Below are 18,279 nucleotides of genomic sequence, written 5' to 3' on the forward strand. Positions count from 1 at the left end.
TGAAGGCAAAGTCACGCGCCCCGTCACGTGCGGAGTTAGTCGTCGAGCTTGTTGAGATCGCGCACCGACTGCATGATCGGCTCGAAATTCGACCGCGCATCGAGCGCGTCGAACAGTTGCGCGGTGTCCTCGAGGAGGGCATGCGAGCGCTGCAGCGCGATCCGCACGTCGTCCTGCGGCGTGTCGGACAGCCGGCCATGACCTGACAGCAGGAGCTTCGAATTGAGGCCCTTCAGCCGCTCCAGCGACTGGATGTAGTCGGCGATCGAGCCGGAGCCGAACACGCCGCCCATCACGCCGCCGGGCATCAGCGTGTCGGCGGCGAACAGCAGTCCCTTGTCCTGATCGAACAGCGAGATGCAGGCCGATGTATGGCCCGGCGTGTACATCACGTTGAGGCGGAAATTGCCGAGGTCGATCAGATTGCCCTCCTCGAGCCAGATGTCGATGTCGATCGGCACGTTCGGTTCGTTGAACATCTTGCGCAGCATCGAGAAGTCGTCGCGCAGCATGATCTTGTTGGCGGCGAGCCGGTGTGCCGCGATGTAGGCGCTGCCGTGGAAATGATAGGCCGCGCCGATGTGATCGAGATGCTCGTGGCTCAGCACCACCATGTCGATCATCGCGGGCGTGATGCCGAGATGGTCGAGACAGGCGACCAGCGATGGATAGTTGGTCGACAGCCCGACGTCGATCATGATGGTCCGCTTGCTGCCGCGCACGAGATAGGCATTCGCCGCACGGTTCTTGAAGCGGATCTGGTAGACGTCGTCGGCCGCCTGGATCAGCGTGGCGACGTCGGCCTCGAACAGCGTCTTGAACGGGCTCGGTTTGCGCTCGCTCATGGGGTGGCCGCCGCTCGGTAAGTGACGGCGTTGGATGCGCGCAGGCGTTTTGAGAGCGCATCCATCACCATCAGCGCGAAGGCCGGCTGCTGGCTGACCAGATAGACGAAGCGGGCGTGGTTGATCCGCATCACCCGCGTCGCGGGTGCGGAGGCGATCGCGGTTGCCGAGCGCGCCGAGCCGTCGATCACGGCCATCTCGCCGAAGAACTCGCCCTTGCCGAGGCTCACGATGACTGTCTTGTTTCCGCCATTGATCTTGGCGATGTCGACGGTGCCGTCGAGCACGACAAACAGCTCGCGGCCGCTCGAGCCTTCCTCAAAAATGACGTCATCGACATCAAATTCGTTGATGCACTTCTCGATCGTCATGGCGCTCTCCTGCCTTCTGGCTGGAAGACGCCGGTATGTTAATCGGGAAACCGCCGCGCGCAAACGGAGCTGATGCAGATTGCCGCATGGCAACATCGCCTAAATCCGGCCCGGAAAACTCCCTAAAATTTAGGTAATGGCGGAGCGGGGTAACCATTTCGCAAGCAATAAAAGTTACCGAATTGTCAACCCAGTCTGGAGACTTTGAACGTGAGTGAGCAGCAGAGCGAGCCGGTCAACGGTCAAGCCGGCGCCGAGACGGCGGCGAAGAGCGAGCCCGTGATGGCCGCGGCCGGTGTCGAGGCTGTCAGGCTTGCGCCCGAGCAGGAAGAGACGTCGCCAAAGGCCGACGCGCCCAGGATGGACGCGCCGAAGGTTGAATCCCCGAAGATTGAGCCGTCCCGGCTCGATCCCATGATCGAGGCCAAGATCGACGCCAAGATCAATGCCAAGATCGAGCCGACCAACATGGACGTGCCCAAGGTCGAGACCGGCAAGCGTGAAGAGCCGCGTTTCCCGGGCAAGCTGATGATCATGGCGCCCGGTGACCGGACCTGGGACCACGAGGCATCCGCCTCCAAGCCGGGCGCCGAGCAGGCCGCCAAACCGGCCGGCACGCGCCGGTTCGGTGCCATGGCCGCGGTCATTGCGCTGGCGACCGTGGCAGGAGCCATCGGTGGCGCGCTCGCGACCGCCGGGCTTGGCCATCTCGCCGCCCCTGCCGCTGCCTCTGTCAGGGATGTGGCTGCCCAGGATGCTGCCAAGGACGCCGCCGCCAAGGAAGCGGCCGACGCCGCGCTCGCCCGGCTCGAATCCGAGGTCACTGCGCTGAAGGCCAGCGTGGAGCAGACCGCCAAGGCCGGCCAGGCCCAGTTCAGCAAGGCCAGCGACCGGATCGAGAAGGTCGAGAGGGCCCAGGCCGAGCCGATTGCCAAGCTCAACAAGCTCAGCGAGACCGTCGACAAGCTCCGCGCCCCGCAGACGACCGTCGCCGCCGCGACGCCGGCTCGCGAGGTGACCGGCTCGATCCCGCCGGCGACTGCCGCGGCAGCACCTGCGGCCCCCAGGCCCGAGGTCGGCCGCATGCCGGTGGTCGACGGCTGGGCGCTGCGCGACGTCGGCAATGGCGGCGCGCTGATCGAGGGCCGCGGCGGCATCTACGAGGTTTATGCCGGCGATCCCGTCCCCGGCCTCGGCCGCGTCGACGCCATCCGCAAGCAGGACGGCCGTTGGGTGGTCGTCACCAGCAAGGGCCTGATCGTTTCGCGTTGATCGGCGAAACACGACGATACCAAGGCGCTTCACTGCGATGTGAAGCGCCTTTTTTCTTGAATAGGGTTTGCCGTGCGGTGTTAGTGGGGCATGAGCCGCGCGCTGAAATGCCTCCTGGTGATGTCCGTTCTGCTCGGTGGCGCCGTGCCGGCACGCGCCGCGGAGGATCGCGCGCTCGAGCGCGGCGCGGCGGTGATCGATCCCGCGATCCTGCGCGAGCTCGATCATGGCCGCCTCAGTCTCGGCCGGATGCTCGCGCCGGAGCGCTCCGGCGACACGCCGCTGTCGAACCGCGATCTCTTGGGATTGCCTGCGATGGTGCCGGTGCGCGAGGCGCTCGATCGCGAATTCGATCGTTATGTCGGAAAGCACAGGGAAAACCTACCGAACGAGAGCATCGGGGTCGGCGGCGGCTTTGCGTTTCAGCTGTTCGATCGCGCGCTGTTTGAATCCCCTGACGTTCGCTTCGTGCTGGCAGGCATCGTCAACCGCATGGACCGCGCCTATGTGGCGCCGAACAGCTGCGGCGAGATCCGGCTGATCTATCGGCTGACCCGCACCGACGTGCCGCTGATCGGCGAGAACGCGGTGTCGCAGCGGCTGCCGATGACGCTGAATCTGGTGCTGAAGGCCAAGGGCAACGGTAACGAGCCGTCGCTCAGCTGCCGCGAGATCGCGCGGCGCTGGCTCGCGACCGCCGGCGCGCCGCCGGCGATGGACAAGTTGTCCGGCAAGGATGGCCCGCTCGACCTGATCGATGCACGGAATATCGACCGCATCGAGACCAATCTGCAGATCGCGCACGCGCCGAAATCCGCGGTGCGCGACTTCCGCACCGACTATCTCCTGAAAGTGTTCGACTATGACGGCGCGGCAAAACGCTTTGTCGAGGCGCCGCTGGAGAACCAGATCGATCGTGACCGGATTCTCGCCGACGACGCGCTGAAGCGCGACTTCAAGGCGTGGCTGCTCGATCCCAGGCATTTTGCCGAGCTCGATCGCGGCACCGTGTTGATCCCCGACAAATTCCTCGCGACCGGTGCGGTGGCGCCGACGCCGACCGGTTTCGACGTCAGCGACCTGGAGCCGGAGTTCGGGATGGTGCAGGGCGAGGGGACGCCCGGCACAGCGGTGTTCTCGGAAGGTGACGTCGTCGGCGCGTTGCAGAAGGCCGCGGCCGACGGAACGAAGCTGCAAAACATCCAGTCGCTGGCCGGCCTCGAGCGGCGCCTCAACGACGTCACCTGCGCCGGCTGCCACCAGACCCGCGGCATCGGCGGCTTCCATTTCCCCGGCGTCGACTGGATGGCGGCAAAACCGTCGAACTCCACCGTGGTGCCGGCCTCGCCGCATTTCTTCGGCGACCAACCACGTCGCCGCGATATCCTCGCAAGCTTCCGCGACGGCAAGGCGCCGGACTTTTCGCGCGGCTTCTCCAACCGGCCGCAACTGCGCGCCGGCGCCGAGCTTGCCGGCACCGAATACAGCGACGGCTGGGGCGCGCATTGCTATCTGCCGGGCGCCAGGCCGGCCGAGACCGACCGCAGCTTTCGCGGCTGGACCTGCGCCGAAGGCCTCGCCTGCCAGGTCGCGGGGAAGATCTCACGGATGGGGATGTGCTTCGTGAAGGGCCGGTAATTCCGGCCGGAACCGAAGCGGCTGCGCGTCATTATTTGATGCTACATTGCGGTTCGCGACCACGACCCGAACAGCCCAGCCCTTGAGCGGAGACCGGCGGATGAGTGCTCCCGAGCAGGACAAGCAGCGCAACCGCGAGATCGCGGCCAACGAGGCCGAGCGTCAGGCGGTCAGCGCCGTCCGCGTCAGCGTCTGGGCGATCGGGCTTGCGGTCATCATCGGCATTATTGTCGTGGCCCTGGTCTGGTCCTGGCTGAAGCGCTGATCCCTTAGGTGTAGTGCTGCAGGCGCGGGCCGGGCAGCAAATCATAGGCCGATTTCCAGCCGGGCAGCGCGGCGATACGGCCGAGCCAGGCGCTGATGTTGGGATGGCTGGTCGCGAAATCGTAGCCGGTCTCGCTGCTCGGATAATGCAGATAGGCCATCATCGAGAAATCCGACACCGTCGGCCGCGCCCCGATCATGAAGGCGTTGTTGCCGACATGCTGGTCGAGGATGCCGAGGAAATCGTCGAGCCGCGCGCGGAAATACTTCAGCACCTTCGGATCGGCTGACGGCGTGAAGGTGCGCATGAAGCGATAGGTCGCCATGTAGCCGGAGAGCTTCTGGTTGTCCCAGAACAGCCAGCGCAACAGCTCGAATTTCTCCGCAGGCGTTTCGCCGCCGAATTTTCCGTATTGTTCGGCAAGCTGCAGCAGGATCGGCGCGGTCTGGGTGCGGCGCTCGCCGTCGACCTCGAGCACCGGGATCTCGCCCATCTCGTTGACGGTGGCGCGCCATTCCGCGGTCCGCGTGACGCCGCCGCCGAAATCGGTCCACACCGGCTCGAACGTCTCGCCGCACAGCGTGAGCATCAGCGCGAGCTTGTAGCTGTTGCCGGATTCCGGGAAGTAGTGCAGGCGATAGCGGGGCATGTTGGACGCCTTCCGATGAAAGAAAACTCGCGGACCACGTAGCCCGGATGGAGCGAAGTGCAATCCGGAGCAGGTCTTGCGAGCCGATCACGCCGGATTTCGCTTCGCTTCATCCGGGCTACATCCTTGTCGACTTACTCGACGATACGTATAATCCGCAAAACAGAACATTTGTTCTGTCGATTCTGCATGGCAGGACTGAGCGGCAATCGATGAAGCGGAGCGAACCGGAGAGTGGAGGCCGCGAGCGTCCGGTGATGGAGGCGACGCTCCGGATCATCGGGCGCAAGGGCCTCGACGGCGTGACCCACCGGGCGGTGGCGGTCGAGGCCGGCCTGTCGCTCGGCGCGATCACCCATCACTTCAAGACGCGCGACGCGCTGATCGATGGCGCCCTTCGTTTTGCCCTGGCTCGCGAGACGGGCCGCCTGCAAGCGCTGGCGCTCAGCCTGCAAGGCAAGGCGTTCGATGTCGAGGCGTGGCTGGAATCCCTGGTGGGCTGGTACGATCACGAGCTGAAGACGAGGGCCGAGATCCACATCGCCTGTTACGAAGCCTTCCTGGCCGCCGCGCGCAGCGAGCGCTACCGGACCGTGGTCGAGGGGTGGTTCGGCATCTGGCGGCAAAGCGCCGAGCTCGCCTTGCGCGCGGGCGGCTCCGCGGAGCCGCGCCGGCATGCGGAATTGTTCGTGTCCGCGCTGATCGGCATGCTGCTGCAGCAGCTCGCAACGCCCCGCCGCGGATTTCGGCGAGAGATGGCAGCGAGCCTGCTTGCGTTGATCAGGGGCCTGATCGGCGCAAAGGCTTAGCTACGTAGCCCGGATGGAGCGAAGCGCAATCCGGGGCAGGTCTCGCAAGCGGATCATGCTTTCCCGGATTTCGCTTCGCTTCATCCGGGCTACGGATGTCGTTGTGCGGAGCGATCGCGCGCAGCGCTCGCAATGACGACCAGGTTCGATTTGGCTACGCCACCGCGCCGGACGCGCGCAGCTTCTGGATCGCGGCCTCGTCGTAGCCGGCCTGGCGCAGGATCTCATCGGAGTGCTCGCCGACCTCGGGCGGCTTGCGCGGCTGCACCTTCCTGGCGCCGTCGATGAAGATCGGGCTGTTGACGGTCAGCATGGTGTCGTTCTCGAAGCGCACCAGCACCTCGTTCTCGATCATCTGCTTGTCGTTCGGGATGTCGTCGAGGATGCCGACGACGCCGAACACCAGGCCGTTGCCGTCGAGGATCTTGCGCCATTCGGCGAGATCCTTGCCGGCGAACACCGCGTCGAAGATCTTGATCAGCTCGACCGAGCGCGCATGGCGGTCCGCCTTGGTGGCGAAGCGCGCATCGGCGAGGAGGTCCTCGCGGCCCATGCAGCGCGCCAGGGTCGGCCACTGCCGGTCCTCGTTGAGCAGCGACAGGATCAGCCAGCGGCCGTCCTTGCACTTGTAGTGGTTGGTGACGGCATTGAGCGCCTCTTCGCGCGGCTTGCGCTTCTTGAACTTGGCGCCGGCGAGCTTGGCCTGCGCCAGCACGCCGTTGGCCCAGACGCCGTTGGCCATCAGATTGGTCGAGACATGCGAGCCCTTGCCGGTCTTCTCGCGCTGGAACAGCGCGGTGACGATCGCGCCGTAGAACGCCATCGCGCAGGGATGATCGCCCATACCGGCGACCGAACGGGCCGGCGTGGTGTCCTCGTCGGCGCGCACCAGATCCATCAGGCCGGAGCGGGCCCAATAGGCGTTGGAGTCGAAGCCGGGCTTGTTGGCCTCTTCGCCCTTCTCGCCGTAACCGGTGAAGGAGGCATAGATCAGCCGGTCGTTGAGATGGGCAAGATGATCGTAGGTGATGCCGAGCTTCTGGCGCACCTGCGGCGGCATGTTGGTGATGAACACGTCGGCCTCGGCGACGAGCTTGTAGAGCACCTCGCGCGCGTCCGGTTTGGTGAGGTCGAGCGCGAGGCTCTTCTTGTTGCGGGCCTCGAGCATCCACGCGAAATTGTGCTCGCTTGCAGGATAGCCGGGCAGGTTGGGCAGATTGCGGTAGGGGTCGCCGGCGCCCGGCGGCTCGATCTTGATGACGTCGGCGCCGAAGTCGGAGAGCACGGTGGCGGCCGCGGGCGCCGCGATGAAGCTCGCGCAGTCCAGGACCTTGAGCCCGTCAAAAATGCCTTTTTCCATCGTGCCGTCGCTCCCGTGGCGCTTGTTGGTGTTTTTCCGGTAGCTGGAATAATCGCAAGCGATGATCCCGATCGGACCGCCATTTGACCCATCTCGGGGGCACGATGCAACGGCACTTTCTTACCCTCCCTTTCACCCTCCCCTGGAGGGGGAGGGTCGGTTCGCATGGAGCGAAGCGCAATGCGAAACGGGGTGGGGTGATCTCTCAACACGGGCGGCGTTCGAGTGGAGAGACTGTCACCCCACCCCGCCGCTCATTTCATTCGCGTCGACCCTCCCCCTCCAGGGGAGGGTGCGCACCCACTTACTCCACGCCCGCCATCAGTGCCGCATTGCCGCCCGCGGCGGCGGTGTTGATCGTCACCGTCTGCTCGGTCGCGAAGCGCGTCAGGTAATGCGGGCCGCCGGCCTTGGGGCCGGTGCCGGAGAGGCCGCTGCCGCCGAACGGCTGCACGCCGACGACCGCGCCGATCATGTTGCGGTTGACATAGATGTTGCCGACCTGGAGGCGGTCGATCACGTGCTCGATCGTGTCGTCGATGCGTGAGTGGATGCCGAGCGTGAGCCCAAATCCAGTCGCCTCGATCGCCGCCAGCACGTCGCCGAACCGCTCGGCACGGTAACGCACGACATGCAGGATCGGGCCGAACACCTCCTCACGCAGTTGGCTTGCGGCCGAGAGCTCGAAGATATGCGGCGCGACGAAATTGCCTGCCGGCGCCTCGCCGGCGAGATGCACCCGTGCTTCCTGCTTCATCCGCGCGATATGCGCGTCGAGCCGCTGCTTGGCCTCGGCATCGATCACGGGTCCGATATGCGTCGACGGTGCGGAGGGATCGCCGATCTTCAGTTCGCGCGCGGCGCCGGCGATCATCTCGATCATGCGGTCGGCGACGTCGTCCTGCACGAATAGCAGCCGCAGCGCCGAGCAGCGCTGGCCGGCGGAACGGAACGCGGAGGTGACGACATCGTCGGCGACCTGCTCGGGCAGCGCAGTGGCATCGACGATCATTGCATTGATGCCGCCGGTCTCGGCGATCAGCGGTACGATCGGGCCGTCCTTGGCCGCCAGCGTCCGGTTGATCGAGCGCGCCACGTCCGTCGAGCCGGTGAAGACCACGCCGGCGATGCCGGGATGGCTGACCAGCGCGGCGCCGGCCGCGCCGTCGCCCTGAACCAGATGCAACGCCGTTGCCGGCACGCCGGCCTGATGCAGCAGGGCGATGGCCTCGGCCGCGATCCGCGGGGTCTGCTCAGCCGGCTTTGCGATCACCGCGTTGCCGGCCATCAGTGCGGCCGTCACCTGGCCGAGGAAGATCGCGAGCGGGAAATTCCATGGCGAGATCGCGACGAAGGCGCCGCGGCCGCGCAGCTCCAGCATGTTGCTTTCGCCGGTCGGCCCGGGCATCGCCTCGCCTTGCCCGAACAGCTTCCGGCCGAGCGCTGCATAGTAGCGGCAGAAGTCGATCGCCTCGCGCACCTCCGAGAGTGCGTCGTCGAGCGTCTTGCCGCCTTCGCTCTGCAGCAAGGCGAGGAAGCGCGCGCGCCGCTGCTCGAGCAGGTCCGCGGCCTTCTCAAGGATCGCCGCACGTTCGGTGGCCGGGGTACCGTTCCACGCCTTGAAGCCGCCGCGGGCGGCGGCGACCGCGGCATTCGCCTGTTCGACCGTCGACGTCGCGACCATGCCTGACGCCGCCTTGGGTTCGATGGCAATCGAAGACGTCAGCGCGTCGAGCGCCTTTCGTTCGCCGAACTCGATGCCGTGCGAATTCTCGCGCTGCGGCCGATAGAGATCGGCGGGCAACGGAATTCCGGAGTGAGCAGCATTGTTGTCGACGCCGATGATCTCGGCCGGGCGGCGCAGCAGGTCCACGATGGATACGCGATTATCCGCGGCCAGCGCCACGAAGGACGAGTTGGCGCCGTTCTCGAGCAGCCGGCGCACCAGATAGGCGAGCAGGTCGCGGTGGCTGCCGACCGGCGCATAAGTGCGATGGGCGATCTCCGGCCTGTCCTCGTCGAGCTGTGCGTAGAGCGCCTCGCCCATGCCGTGCAGCCGCTGGAATTCGAAGCTCGCGGGATCGTCTGACAGTTCGAGGATGGTCGCGACCGTCAGCGCGTTGTGGGTGGCGAACTGCGGAAACAGCCGCGGCCGCAGCGCGAGCAGCTTTCGCGCGCAGGCGACATAGTTCAGGTCGGTCATCGCCTTGCGGGTGAACACCGGATAGCCGTCGAGCCCGCGCTCCTGCGCGCGCTTGATCTCGGTGTCCCAATAGGCGCCCTTGACCAGCCGCACCATCATCCTGCGGTCGAGCGCCCGCGTGAGTGCATCGATATAATCGATCACCTCAGTGGCGCGCTTCTGATAGGCCTGAATCGCAAGCCCAAAACCGCTCCAGCCGGCGAATGATGGATCGGCGAACGCAGCGGCGATGACGTCGAGCGACAGCTCCAGCCGGTCGGCTTCCTCGGCATCGACGGTGAAGTTGAGGTCGAACGCCTTGGCGCGGCGCGCCAGATCGATGAGCTGCGGCACCAGCTCGGTCATCACCCGGGCGTGGCTGACCGCCTCGAAGCGCGGATGCAGCGCGGAGAGTTTGACGGAGATGCCGGGCCGGTCGGGCAGGGCCTGATCGCCGGCCGCCTTGCCGATCGCGTCGATCGCGCGGGCGTAGGATTCGAAATAGCGGCAGGCATCGTCGGCGGTGCGGGCGCCCTCGCCGAGCATGTCGAAGGAATAGCGCGAGCCGCGCGCGGTGTGTGATTGCGCCCGCGCCAGCGCCGCCTCGATGGTCTCGCCGAGCACGAAATGGCTGCCCATCAGCCGCATCGCCTGCCGGGTTGCGGCACGCACTGCCGGCGCGCCGAGCCGCTTGGTCAGCCGCCCGATCGTGCCCTGCGGCGTCTCGCCGGGCTGGATCACGCGGGCCGACATGCCGAGCGCCCAGGCCGAGGCGTTGACCATGAACGCGCTCGATCTGGTCTCGTGGTTGACGAAGTCGCCCTGGCCGAGCTTGTCCTCGATGAACTGGTCGGCGGTGCGCGCGTCGGGCACCCGCAGCAGCGCCTCCGCCAGTACCATCAGCGCCAGGCCCTCCTTGGTCGACAGCGCAAACTCGCGAAGCATGTCCTCGACCCCGCCGAGCGGATCGTCGTTGGCCCTGATCGCCTCGATCAGGCGCCGCGCGGTGCGGTCGACCCCGGCCTCCTGGTCCGCGCCAAGCCTGGCGTCCTGGCGCAGGCGGCCGGCGATCGCGGTGTCATCGGGGGCGTAGGGCGCGCTGAACGGGGGCGGGAGCGGGGACGGGTCTGGCATGGCGGTTCCTTGGCGGTCCTTGGCGATTCCTTGGGGTTGCACGGGAACACCTACGCGCGGTCGCACCGTAGTTCGATAGACAAATTAGCATATTTGCCTTAGAGAATAAGGATCAAGTCAGGTATTGCCTTATATATGACAGAGATAGACAAGATAGACCGCAAAATCCTCTCGATCCTGCAAGGGGATGGCCGGATTGCCAATGTGGAACTGGCCGAGAGGATTGGCCTGTCGCCGACCTCGGTTGGCGAGCGGTTGAAGCGCTTGCAGCGCGACGGCTTCGTCGAGGGCTATGGCGCGCGGCTCAATCCGCACCGGCTCGGCCTCGGCCTCCTGGTGTTCGTCGAGGTGCTGCTCGACAAGACCACGCCCGATGTGTTTGAGCGCTTCGCCAAGGCAGTCCAGATCGCGCCGGAAGTGCTGGAGTGTCACATGGTGGCCGGCGGCTTCGACTATCTGGTCAAGGCGCGCGTCGCCAACATGACCGCCTATCGCAGGTTTCTCGGCGAGACCCTGCTGGCGCTGCCGGGCGTGCGCGAGACGCGAACCTACGCGGTGATGGAGGAAGTCAAGCGCGACGCGCCGCTTCCGGTCGGCTGATGGGCTCCGGATCTGATCCACAGCCATGCGCAGGATGTCTTGGCATCGCGACGCACCCGCGATAATTCTGCCCTCAGTTGGGGGCCGCAACATGGACGATGCCAATCAGCCGATAGGTGCGAAGCGAACCGGGGTTGCCGGCGCGTTATGCGCAGCCGTCTTGTCCCTCTCCGCGATGACGCCGTCCCGCGCGGCCGAGTTCAGCTCCGGCATCATGCAGCTCTATACATCGGTCTCGATCTATCCACCGTCGGCCTCGGCGATGACGGTGTGCTACGGCTTCGTCTGCCGGCGCCGCGAGATGCTCGACTTCAGCGGAGCCGACCGGGCGGCCTTGGCCAGGATCATGGCCATGGGCCGCGCCAACGCCGCCGCCGAACGCGCGGCCGTGCAGAAGGCCGTGATCTGGTTCGACCGTCGGATGGGGCCGATCCTCGGCACCGACAAGCGCGTGGCGAAAGCGGACTTCCGCGCCAACGACGACAAGCACAATTACGATTGCTGGGACACGACGCGCAACACGACCAGCCTGATGCTGGTGATGCAGTCGTGGAACCTGTTCAAGTTCCATGACGTCGGGGATCCCCACTATCGCGGATTTTCGCTGGGCCAAACGCCGCACAACACCGCCGTTCTGCTCGAACGCGCCACCAAGGTGGAATGGGCCGTCGATCTCTGGCCCCGCGGCTATCTGCAACCGCCTGACGTCATGACCGTCGCCAAATGGGTGACGGAAGATTGAGCGGCTGAACGTTCCCGCCGCGCGCGTTGCGTTCACGGCGCAGCATTTTCCGTCACCGCCCGGGCATGATGGAGAGAGACACATCCCGCGATTGTCTGTGAGGCTGACGTGCGGCCGGCCACAGCAATGGGGCGGTGCCGGATGTAATGGTCAAATGGCCAATAGCGGCACGCGATCGGTGGCGGCCGAAAAAAGTTCAACGCCGTGGCGCGCGGGCGCCGTGCCCGCTCCGCCGAACGTCACGTCGTGTGATGTTGGATCGGCCCTCACTCCCGGATCGTGTCCGAGAGTGCGCCGCTGGATCTTGCGCGGTGCGCTAGACCTTGAGGTTCTCGGCTGATGTCTTGCCGCGATTGGCAATCTCTTCGTATTCAACGGACTGGCCTTCGTTGAGGCTCTGAAGACCGGCCTTCTGAACTGCTGAAATATGAACGAAAATGTCCTTGCCGCCTGTTGCGGGCTGGATGAATCCATAACCCTTGGTCGGGTTGAACCACTTCACTGTACCTTTGGGCATTCCAGTCGTCTCCGCGGAATCAATCGAAAACAGACCAGTCGGTCCCCGCACAAACCGGCTTGTCCGTACCGCACAGGATAGCAGTTTGAAAAAAGCTGGGTAGATCAAACCACGGTGTGTTTTTGCCCGGAAACAACCCGCTTTGCAGGGTTTTGGCGGCGGATTGCCTGTTTCGTGGTCAATTGATGCGCTGCAAAAAAGGTCGTTCCACTGAACCAAATTGGATCAATAGCCCCGCGCGCGGGCGTTCGGCCGGCGCGCGGGGGATGGATCAGCCGCGTCTCAATAGGTCGCGGAAAGATACTCGACGATCTTGCCGACGTCGGCCTGGTCGATCGGCGCGCCGTAGACCTTGATCATCTTGGTCACCTCGGCCTGCCAGAAGTCCTTCTTGAACTTCTCGCCCTGCGGCTGGGTCTTGATGTAGTCGGCCGAGTGGCAGGCGGTGCAGTTGTTCTGCACCAAGTCGAGGTTGGGACCGGGCTTGAAGGTCGCAGTCTCCTCGGGAAGCGCGTAGTTGACGGGCGCGGCAACAGCTGTGCCGATCGACAGCATGGCGATCGCGGCGAGGGAGGGAAGCAGCTTGCTGGTCATGATGCTTCTCCTCACGCCGCGGTGACGCGCACGGTTTCGACGACGTTGCGCAGATAGCCGGCGGGATTCCACAACGGATCCATCGGCTGGCTGTCGCCGGCATTGTTGGTGGCGCGCACCTTCAGCTCCGAGGCGCCGGCCGGAAGTGCCACTTTCAGCTTCCATTCACGGAAAGCGTATTTGCCGAGATCCTTGCCGAGCTTGGCCGGCGTCCAGCTCTTGCCGCCGTCGATCGAGACCGCGACCTCCTTGATGCCCTTGCCGCCGTCGAAGGCGATGCCGCGCAGCGTGGTGCGGCCGGCCTTCAGCTTGGCGCCGTCGGCAACGCTGGTGATGAATGAACGCACCGTGAAGCGGTTGATCGGGATCGTCGCCTTTGGTGCAGTGCCGGGCTCGACCGCATTGTTCGGCGTGTCCGGAATTCGGTAGGCCGACTTCATCCAGAAGCCCTCGAACACGTTGTCGATCACGGTGATCTCGTTGAGGTGCTTGACCCAATAGGTGCCGTAATAGCCGGGCACCACGAGGCGGAGCGGGAAGCCGTTGAGGAACGGCAGGTCCTCGCCGTTCATGCCCCAGGCCAGCATCACCTCGCCGTCGCGCGCATGGTCGATGTCGAGCGCCTTCACGAAGTCGGGCGTCGTGTCCATCACCGGACCGTCCATGCCATTGAAGGTGACCTGCTTGGCGCCGGCCTGCACGCCGGCCATGTCGAGCACGGTCTTCAGCGGCACGCCGTGCCAGCGTGCACAGCCCATCGCGCCGTTGCCGAGCTGGCCGCCGGCGACGCGCGGATTGAAGAAGCCGCGGCTGTTGCCGGAGCACTGGTTGACGGCGACGAGATCGGTCGCCTTCAGCTTCCGGATCTCCTTCAGCGACAGCCTCACGGGCTTGTCGACCTTGCCCTTGATCTCCAGCGTGAACTTGTCCGGATCCAGATCGTAGGGGATGCCGGCGAGGTGATAGCGGACGAAGAACGCGTTGTTCGGCGTGAGCGGACCGTCGTTGAAGATCGCAAATGGCGTTTCCAGCTGCGGTGGCCGGGCGGTCAGGCCGATCATCGGGCGCTTCTGCGGGTAGCGCACCAGCGGGCGTTCGCCATTGCCGAAGGGCAGCGTCACGGTGTCGAGGGCGAATGCGCCCCTTGATCCCAGCCCCGTCACCAAAGCGGCCAACCCGGCGCGCTTCATCAAGTCTCGTCGATCGAGCATTCCGCTTCCTCCGAAGCTGTTCTGTCGTGAGCTGGTCATCACCAGGCTCACCTTGGCTTGCGCGCCTTCGCATCATGGAATGCGCGCGGCGACAAATGTCGCATCGGGCAACTGCAAGTCAATTGAGCTTTCGCAGCGTCCACTGCCGCTGCGTCGCAACAACGAAAAGCCCCGGCCGCATCAGACGACCGGGGCATTTCCGTCGAGAAGAAGGTTCGATCAGTAGCAGACGTTCACGGTGCGATAGCGATAGCCGTAGGGCGTCATCACCAGGCGGGTGACGTAGCAGCCGGAGTCGACGAAGCCGACGGAGATGCCGGGGCCGCCCCAGAAGTGATGGTGGTACGGATGCCAGAAGAACGGCTTGGCCGAAGCCGAGGTCGGCGCCAGCGCGGCGGCAGCAAGCGTTGCGGCAGTCGCGAGAGCAAGCGTGACTTTGCGAAGCATGGTCGTCTCCTTCAGATGCGCGTTGAACTCTGTCGCGGCGCGGTTGCAGTGTTACCCATCGCCAGTCAGTCGCATCCGGCACCGGGCACGTTCGAGCATCTCTGCTGAACGCAGCTTCGGATGTGCGGCAGGTCACATTCGGTGAAGAGGGAGATGAACTGGTCAGGCCGCGACAGCGTGCCGGTCATCGACCAGCGTGGACAGGACGCGCGTCGCCTCGACGGTGCGCACGGTCATCGGCGCGTTGCGGCCGCGGATCGCGACCTCCTGCGCCGGCAGGGCATCGTCGGCGAGCCCTGCGGTGACGCGCACCTCGTCGGAGATCACCGCCTCGCAGGCCAGCGCCTTCGTCATGTCCTGCAGCCGTGCCGCGACGTTGACGGCGTCGCCGAGCGCGGTGAACACCATGTGGTCGCGATAGCCGATGTCGCCGACGATCACCTCGCCGCCATGGATGCCGATGCCGAAGCGGATCGGCTCGCGCAAATCGTGGCTGAGAAACTGGTTCAGCTCGTCGATATTGGCTGCGATCAGCGCCGCCGCGCGCAGCGCCTGGCGGCAGGCCAGCTGCCGGTCGGTGCTGAGCCCGAACAGCGCCAGCATGCCGTCGCCGATGAACTGGTTGGGCCGGCCGCCGGCTTCCAGCACCGCCTGCGACACCGCGCCGAGGAAGCGGTTGACGATGAACACGGTGTCGAACGGCAGCCGCTTCTCGGCAAGCTGCGTCGAGCCGCGCATGTCGACGAACATGCTGACGAGATAACGCTCCTGGCCGACCCGCGTCGGATTGGAGGCGTGCGTATTGGCCGACATCGTGTGCGGCAGGAACAGCTGAAAGAAGGCCAGGTCGGTGGTCGGCCGTAACTGGCAGGCCAGCCGGATCGACGGATCGTCGGTGCCGACCCGGTGCAGCACGAAGGCTTCGCGCGGGGAAGGCTCGGGGAGGGCGGCGTGATCGCCGATGATGCGGATGCGGCAGGTCGAGCAGCGCGCACGGCCGCCGCAGACGCTCGCATGCGGCACGTTGTAGCGCAGGCTCGCCTCCAGCACGCTCAATCCCTTTGGCACCCGCAGCGTGCGGCCGTTGCCATAGGACAGCGCGATCATGCCGCCGCGGCGCTCAAGCAGGGCACGCGCGCCCCGCGCCAGCAGCACGAGGCCGAGCAGGGCGAGATAGCCGGATGTCAGGCCACCTGTGATCTTCTCGAGCGTGGCAGCCTGGGCCGCCGTGCCGAGCTTCTGCACCGACAGCTCCTCGCGCCGCCAGTCGGGATCCTGATAGTCCTCCATCGTGGCGCGGCCGCCCTGATAGATGCCGAGCATTGCCAGCGTCGGGATCAGCACCGCCGTGGCCAGCAGGAACGGCGCAGCCCACCGGAAGAACGCGCGCAGCCGCAGCCAGAAATACAGCCCGATGCAGCCATGCACCCAGGCGATCAGCAGCACCGCAAACATTAGCCACAGCCGGGCCGGCGAGGCGATGAAGAAGGTATAGAGCTCCTGCGGGTAGAGCTTTTCGTGCCCGTACAGGGTCTGGCCTAGCCGCACGCCGACGATGTGGATGATGATGAAGACCGGGATGCTCAGGCCGAGCACCAGCTGCAGCGGCTCGATCGCCTTCCAGTGGAACTCGCGGCGCTGATACAGCGCCCAGATGCCGAGGCCGGTGTGCACCAGGCATGCAGAATAGAACACGATCGCGACCGGCAGGAACTGCCAGAACTCGGTGTGGTAATGCACCCCGATCGCCATCGCCTCGGTCGAGATATTGCCGAGCGCATGGTTGAGGAAATGGCTGATCAGGTAGGCGAACATGATCGCCCCCGTGACCAGGCGAACCTGCCGCTGGCCGATGCCGCGGGCCATGTCCTGCAAATGTTCGCGCGAGGGGGAGGCCATGTGATTCATATCAGCAATTCTAGTGCTTAATTCCCGAGCTGAACACCACCGCGGGTCCGGGTGGGCCGCGGTAGCTGGCCGTGCGGCACGTTGACACTCCGTTAAGAGTCGAACAAAAAGCGCCGTGACGATAGCCCCAGCCCAATCCGGAGCCGATAACATCAGCGTTAAGCCGGCCCGTTCGCGCGCGCCGGATTGGCGTGGCGTCATCGCCGTGATCGTCGTCATGACTGCGATGCGGCTGGTCTATGCCCATGCGCTCGATCTGCGCACCGACGAGGCCTATTACTGGACCTGGTCGAAGGAAAACGTGCTGTCCTTCCTTGACCATCCTCCGATGGTCGCCTGGTTCATCCGTTTTGGCACAGCGATCCTCGGCGACACTAATCTCGGCGTCCGCCTCGGTGGCATCGTGGCGATGCTGGCCACCCAGCTGCTGCTCGCCGACATCGTCCGCCGCGTGACATCCAACAATGTCCGCGCCGTGATGCTCACGCTGCTGCTGCCGGAGGCGGCGCTCTATTACGGATTGTTAATGGCCAAGGTCGCGCCCGACACGGCGCTGATCCCGTTTTCGGTTGCGATGCTGTGGTCGCTGGTGCGGCTCGCGCAAAGCAATGACGGGCGCTGGTGGCTCGCCGCGGGGCTGTTCGCCGGGCTGTCGCTGCTGTCGAAATTCACCGCGATCATGTTCGCGCCGGCGGTGCTCGCCTTTGCGCTGGTGCCGGACTGGCGCTGGCGCTGGCTGCGCAGTCCGTATCCCTACCTCGCCGCGCTGATCGCGATCGTCGTGTTCTCGCCGGTGCTGATCTGGAATGCCGAGCATGACTGGGCCTCGTTCCGCTTCCAGGCGGTGCGCGCCACCGTCGAGCGCGATCTCACGTTCCGTACGCTCGGCGAGTTCATCGGCATGCAGTTCGGCCTGGTCGGCTTCGTGCTGCTGCCGGTGACGCTGTTCGGGACAGTGCTGACGGCATGGCGCGGCTATGTCAGGCGCGAGCCGGTCGCGATCCTGCTCGCAACCACGGTGCTGGTGCCGTTCGTATATTTCCTCTGGAAATCGCTGACCTTGCGGGTCGGCGACACCTGGCCGATGTTTCTGTGGCCGGCGGGCTTTGCGGCGGTTGCCATCAACGTCACGCGGATGCCGTTCGAGGGCTGGTCGGTCGGGCTCGTCAAATCGACCGTGTCCTGGGCGCGGACTGCGATCACATCGGGCATCGTCTTCGTCGTCTGCGTCTTCCTATATTACATGTTCGCGCCGTGGAATCTGATCGGCCGTACCGATCCGATCGGCACTGAGGCGGGCTATGATGTAGTGGCTGCGCATACCATGGCGCAGGTGCAGGCGACCGGCGCGACCTGGGTCGCGACCACGGATTACCGCACCTATGCGATGCTGCGCTGGATGCTGCGCGGGCGGGTGCCGGTCGTCGAAATCAACGAGCGCGGCCGCTTCCAAGGCTTTGCTGATCCCGGCATGAACTTGATGAGGGATCACGTCGGCATCTATGTCGGGCGCGAGCCCGAGAACAACCTGCCGCTGTGGAGCGAGACATCGGCGGTGCGCCAGCCGCTGGAGCGTGTGACGCGAAGCTGGCGCGGCATGGTGATGGACACCTATGCGCTGGAGAAGATCAGCGGCTGGACACCCGATCTGTCGCCGCCGCCGGACACGACGTTCTTCCGCTGGCGCGTGCTGGCCTTCTCCTTCTCCCCGCCTGCGCGGAGAAGGTCGGGATGA

The 18,279-nt window shown here is 65.4% G+C and carries 17 protein-coding genes; 7 read left to right on the top strand and 10 right to left on the bottom strand.

Annotated elements, in window-relative coordinates:
• Positions 1–35 precede the first annotated feature (35 nt).
• Both JQ573_RS35385 and JQ573_RS35390 read right to left on the bottom strand, forming a co-directional pair.
• On the bottom strand, positions 36–845 hold the full coding sequence (locus tag JQ573_RS35385) for an MBL fold metallo-hydrolase (RefSeq protein ID WP_212319446.1): 810 nt from the start codon (positions 843–845) through the stop codon (positions 36–38).
• Positions 842–1,216, bottom strand: a complete 375-nt coding sequence (locus tag JQ573_RS35390; protein WP_212319448.1) for a Crp/Fnr family transcriptional regulator — start codon at positions 1,214–1,216, stop codon at positions 842–844. The genes JQ573_RS35385 and JQ573_RS35390 overlap by 4 nt, the downstream gene beginning before the upstream one ends.
• Positions 1,217–1,420: 204 nt before the next feature.
• Here JQ573_RS35390 and JQ573_RS35395 point away from each other — a divergent pair, with 204 nt between their 5' ends.
• The 3 genes from JQ573_RS35395 to JQ573_RS35405 all read left to right on the top strand — a co-directional run bounded on the left by JQ573_RS35395 (position 1,421) and on the right by JQ573_RS35405 (position 4,391).
• A complete protein-coding gene (locus tag JQ573_RS35395) occupies positions 1,421–2,488 on the top strand; it encodes a hypothetical protein (protein ID WP_212319450.1) in 1,068 nt (355 codons plus the stop codon).
• Between the two features lie 90 nt (positions 2,489–2,578).
• On the top strand, positions 2,579–4,126 hold the full coding sequence (locus tag JQ573_RS35400; protein ID WP_212319452.1) for a hypothetical protein: 1,548 nt from the start codon (positions 2,579–2,581) through the stop codon (positions 4,124–4,126).
• Between the two features lie 100 nt (positions 4,127–4,226).
• On the top strand, positions 4,227–4,391 hold the full coding sequence (locus JQ573_RS35405) for a hypothetical protein (protein WP_212319454.1): 165 nt from the start codon (positions 4,227–4,229) through the stop codon (positions 4,389–4,391).
• Between the two features lie 4 nt (positions 4,392–4,395).
• Here JQ573_RS35405 and JQ573_RS35410 read toward each other — a convergent pair whose 3' ends face one another.
• Positions 4,396–5,040 (bottom strand): glutathione S-transferase family protein, encoded by a 645-nt coding sequence (locus JQ573_RS35410; protein ID WP_212319456.1) that lies wholly within the window; start codon positions 5,038–5,040, stop codon positions 4,396–4,398.
• Positions 5,041–5,252: 212 nt separating this feature from the next.
• Here JQ573_RS35410 and JQ573_RS35415 point away from each other — a divergent pair, with 212 nt between their 5' ends.
• Positions 5,253–5,849 carry a TetR/AcrR family transcriptional regulator gene (locus JQ573_RS35415; protein ID WP_249132671.1) on the top strand — a complete coding sequence of 199 codons (597 nt, stop codon included), beginning with the start codon at positions 5,253–5,255 and terminating at the stop codon, positions 5,847–5,849.
• A gap of 154 nt (positions 5,850–6,003) precedes the next feature.
• On the opposite strand, the gene JQ573_RS35420 is transcribed toward JQ573_RS35415, so the two are convergent.
• Together JQ573_RS35420 and putA are read right to left on the bottom strand one after the other, a co-directional pair.
• On the bottom strand, positions 6,004–7,209 hold the full coding sequence (locus tag JQ573_RS35420; RefSeq protein WP_212319458.1) for a CaiB/BaiF CoA-transferase family protein: 1,206 nt from the start codon (positions 7,207–7,209) through the stop codon (positions 6,004–6,006).
• A gap of 304 nt (positions 7,210–7,513) precedes the next feature.
• Positions 7,514–10,525: a bifunctional proline dehydrogenase/L-glutamate gamma-semialdehyde dehydrogenase PutA gene (gene putA / locus JQ573_RS35425; RefSeq protein WP_212319460.1), complete on the bottom strand. Its 3,012-nt coding sequence runs from the start codon at positions 10,523–10,525 to the stop codon at positions 7,514–7,516.
• 135 nt (positions 10,526–10,660) lie between these two features.
• On the opposite strand from putA, the gene JQ573_RS35430 reads away from it, so the two are divergent.
• Together JQ573_RS35430 and JQ573_RS35435 are read left to right on the top strand one after the other, a co-directional pair.
• A complete protein-coding gene (locus JQ573_RS35430; RefSeq protein WP_212319462.1) occupies positions 10,661–11,125 on the top strand; it encodes an Lrp/AsnC ligand binding domain-containing protein in 465 nt (154 codons plus the stop codon).
• A gap of 175 nt (positions 11,126–11,300) precedes the next feature.
• Positions 11,301–11,867, top strand: coding sequence for a hypothetical protein (locus JQ573_RS35435; RefSeq protein ID WP_249132677.1), 567 nt, complete (start codon positions 11,301–11,303; stop codon positions 11,865–11,867).
• Between the two features lie 316 nt (positions 11,868–12,183).
• Here JQ573_RS35435 and JQ573_RS35440 read toward each other — a convergent pair whose 3' ends face one another.
• The 5 genes from JQ573_RS35440 to JQ573_RS35460 all read right to left on the bottom strand — a co-directional run bounded on the left by JQ573_RS35440 (position 12,184) and on the right by JQ573_RS35460 (position 16,535).
• The gene (locus JQ573_RS35440) at positions 12,184–12,384 is read right to left on the bottom strand and encodes a cold-shock protein (RefSeq protein WP_021079749.1); all 201 of its coding nucleotides are present in this window, start codon (positions 12,382–12,384) and stop codon (positions 12,184–12,186) included.
• A 282-nt stretch (positions 12,385–12,666) separates the two neighbouring features.
• A complete protein-coding gene (locus JQ573_RS35445) occupies positions 12,667–12,978 on the bottom strand; it encodes a cytochrome c (RefSeq protein WP_212319466.1) in 312 nt (103 codons plus the stop codon).
• Between the two features lie 11 nt (positions 12,979–12,989).
• Positions 12,990–14,189, bottom strand: a complete 1,200-nt coding sequence (locus JQ573_RS35450; protein ID WP_212319468.1) for a molybdopterin-dependent oxidoreductase — start codon at positions 14,187–14,189, stop codon at positions 12,990–12,992.
• A 219-nt stretch (positions 14,190–14,408) separates the two neighbouring features.
• Positions 14,409–14,636: a hypothetical protein gene (locus tag JQ573_RS35455; protein WP_176529489.1), complete on the bottom strand. Its 228-nt coding sequence runs from the start codon at positions 14,634–14,636 to the stop codon at positions 14,409–14,411.
• Positions 14,637–14,798: 162 nt separating this feature from the next.
• Entirely contained in the window at positions 14,799–16,535 is a 1,737-nt protein-coding gene (locus JQ573_RS35460; RefSeq protein WP_212319470.1) for an adenylate/guanylate cyclase domain-containing protein, read from the bottom strand.
• Positions 16,536–16,761: 226 nt separating this feature from the next.
• On the opposite strand from JQ573_RS35460, the gene JQ573_RS35465 reads away from it, so the two are divergent.
• Complete coding sequence (locus JQ573_RS35465; protein WP_212319563.1) at positions 16,762–18,279, top strand: glycosyltransferase family 39 protein; 1,518 nt, start codon at positions 16,762–16,764, stop codon at positions 18,277–18,279.

It is taken from the genome of Bradyrhizobium sp. AUGA SZCCT0105 (assembly GCF_018129565.1).
Classification (GTDB): domain Bacteria; phylum Pseudomonadota; class Alphaproteobacteria; order Rhizobiales; family Xanthobacteraceae; genus Bradyrhizobium.

Coding starts and splice junctions, on each gene's coding strand:
- JQ573_RS35385 (WP_212319446.1), bottom strand. CDS start 845: ATGAGCGAGCGCAAACCGAGCCCGTTCAAGACGCTGTTCGAGGCCGAC.
- JQ573_RS35390 (WP_212319448.1), bottom strand. CDS start 1,216: ATGACGATCGAGAAGTGCATCAACGAATTTGATGTCGATGACGTCATT.
- JQ573_RS35400 (WP_212319452.1), top strand. CDS start 2,579: ATGAGCCGCGCGCTGAAATGCCTCCTGGTGATGTCCGTTCTGCTCGGT.
- JQ573_RS35405 (WP_212319454.1), top strand. CDS start 4,227: ATGAGTGCTCCCGAGCAGGACAAGCAGCGCAACCGCGAGATCGCGGCC.
- JQ573_RS35410 (WP_212319456.1), bottom strand. CDS start 5,040: ATGCCCCGCTATCGCCTGCACTACTTCCCGGAATCCGGCAACAGCTAC.
- JQ573_RS35415 (WP_249132671.1), top strand. CDS start 5,253: ATGAAGCGGAGCGAACCGGAGAGTGGAGGCCGCGAGCGTCCGGTGATG.
- JQ573_RS35420 (WP_212319458.1), bottom strand. CDS start 7,209: ATGGAAAAAGGCATTTTTGACGGGCTCAAGGTCCTGGACTGCGCGAGC.
- putA (WP_212319460.1), bottom strand. CDS start 10,525: ATGCCAGACCCGTCCCCGCTCCCGCCCCCGTTCAGCGCGCCCTACGCC.
- JQ573_RS35430 (WP_212319462.1), top strand. CDS start 10,661: ATGACAGAGATAGACAAGATAGACCGCAAAATCCTCTCGATCCTGCAA.
- JQ573_RS35435 (WP_249132677.1), top strand. CDS start 11,301: ATGACGCCGTCCCGCGCGGCCGAGTTCAGCTCCGGCATCATGCAGCTC.
- JQ573_RS35440 (WP_021079749.1), bottom strand. CDS start 12,384: ATGCCCAAAGGTACAGTGAAGTGGTTCAACCCGACCAAGGGTTATGGA.
- JQ573_RS35445 (WP_212319466.1), bottom strand. CDS start 12,978: ATGACCAGCAAGCTGCTTCCCTCCCTCGCCGCGATCGCCATGCTGTCG.
- JQ573_RS35450 (WP_212319468.1), bottom strand. CDS start 14,189: ATGCTCGATCGACGAGACTTGATGAAGCGCGCCGGGTTGGCCGCTTTG.
- JQ573_RS35455 (WP_176529489.1), bottom strand. CDS start 14,636: ATGCTTCGCAAAGTCACGCTTGCTCTCGCGACTGCCGCAACGCTTGCT.
- JQ573_RS35460 (WP_212319470.1), bottom strand. CDS start 16,535: ATGGCCTCCCCCTCGCGCGAACATTTGCAGGACATGGCCCGCGGCATC.
- JQ573_RS35465 (WP_212319563.1), top strand. CDS start 16,762: ATGACTGCGATGCGGCTGGTCTATGCCCATGCGCTCGATCTGCGCACC.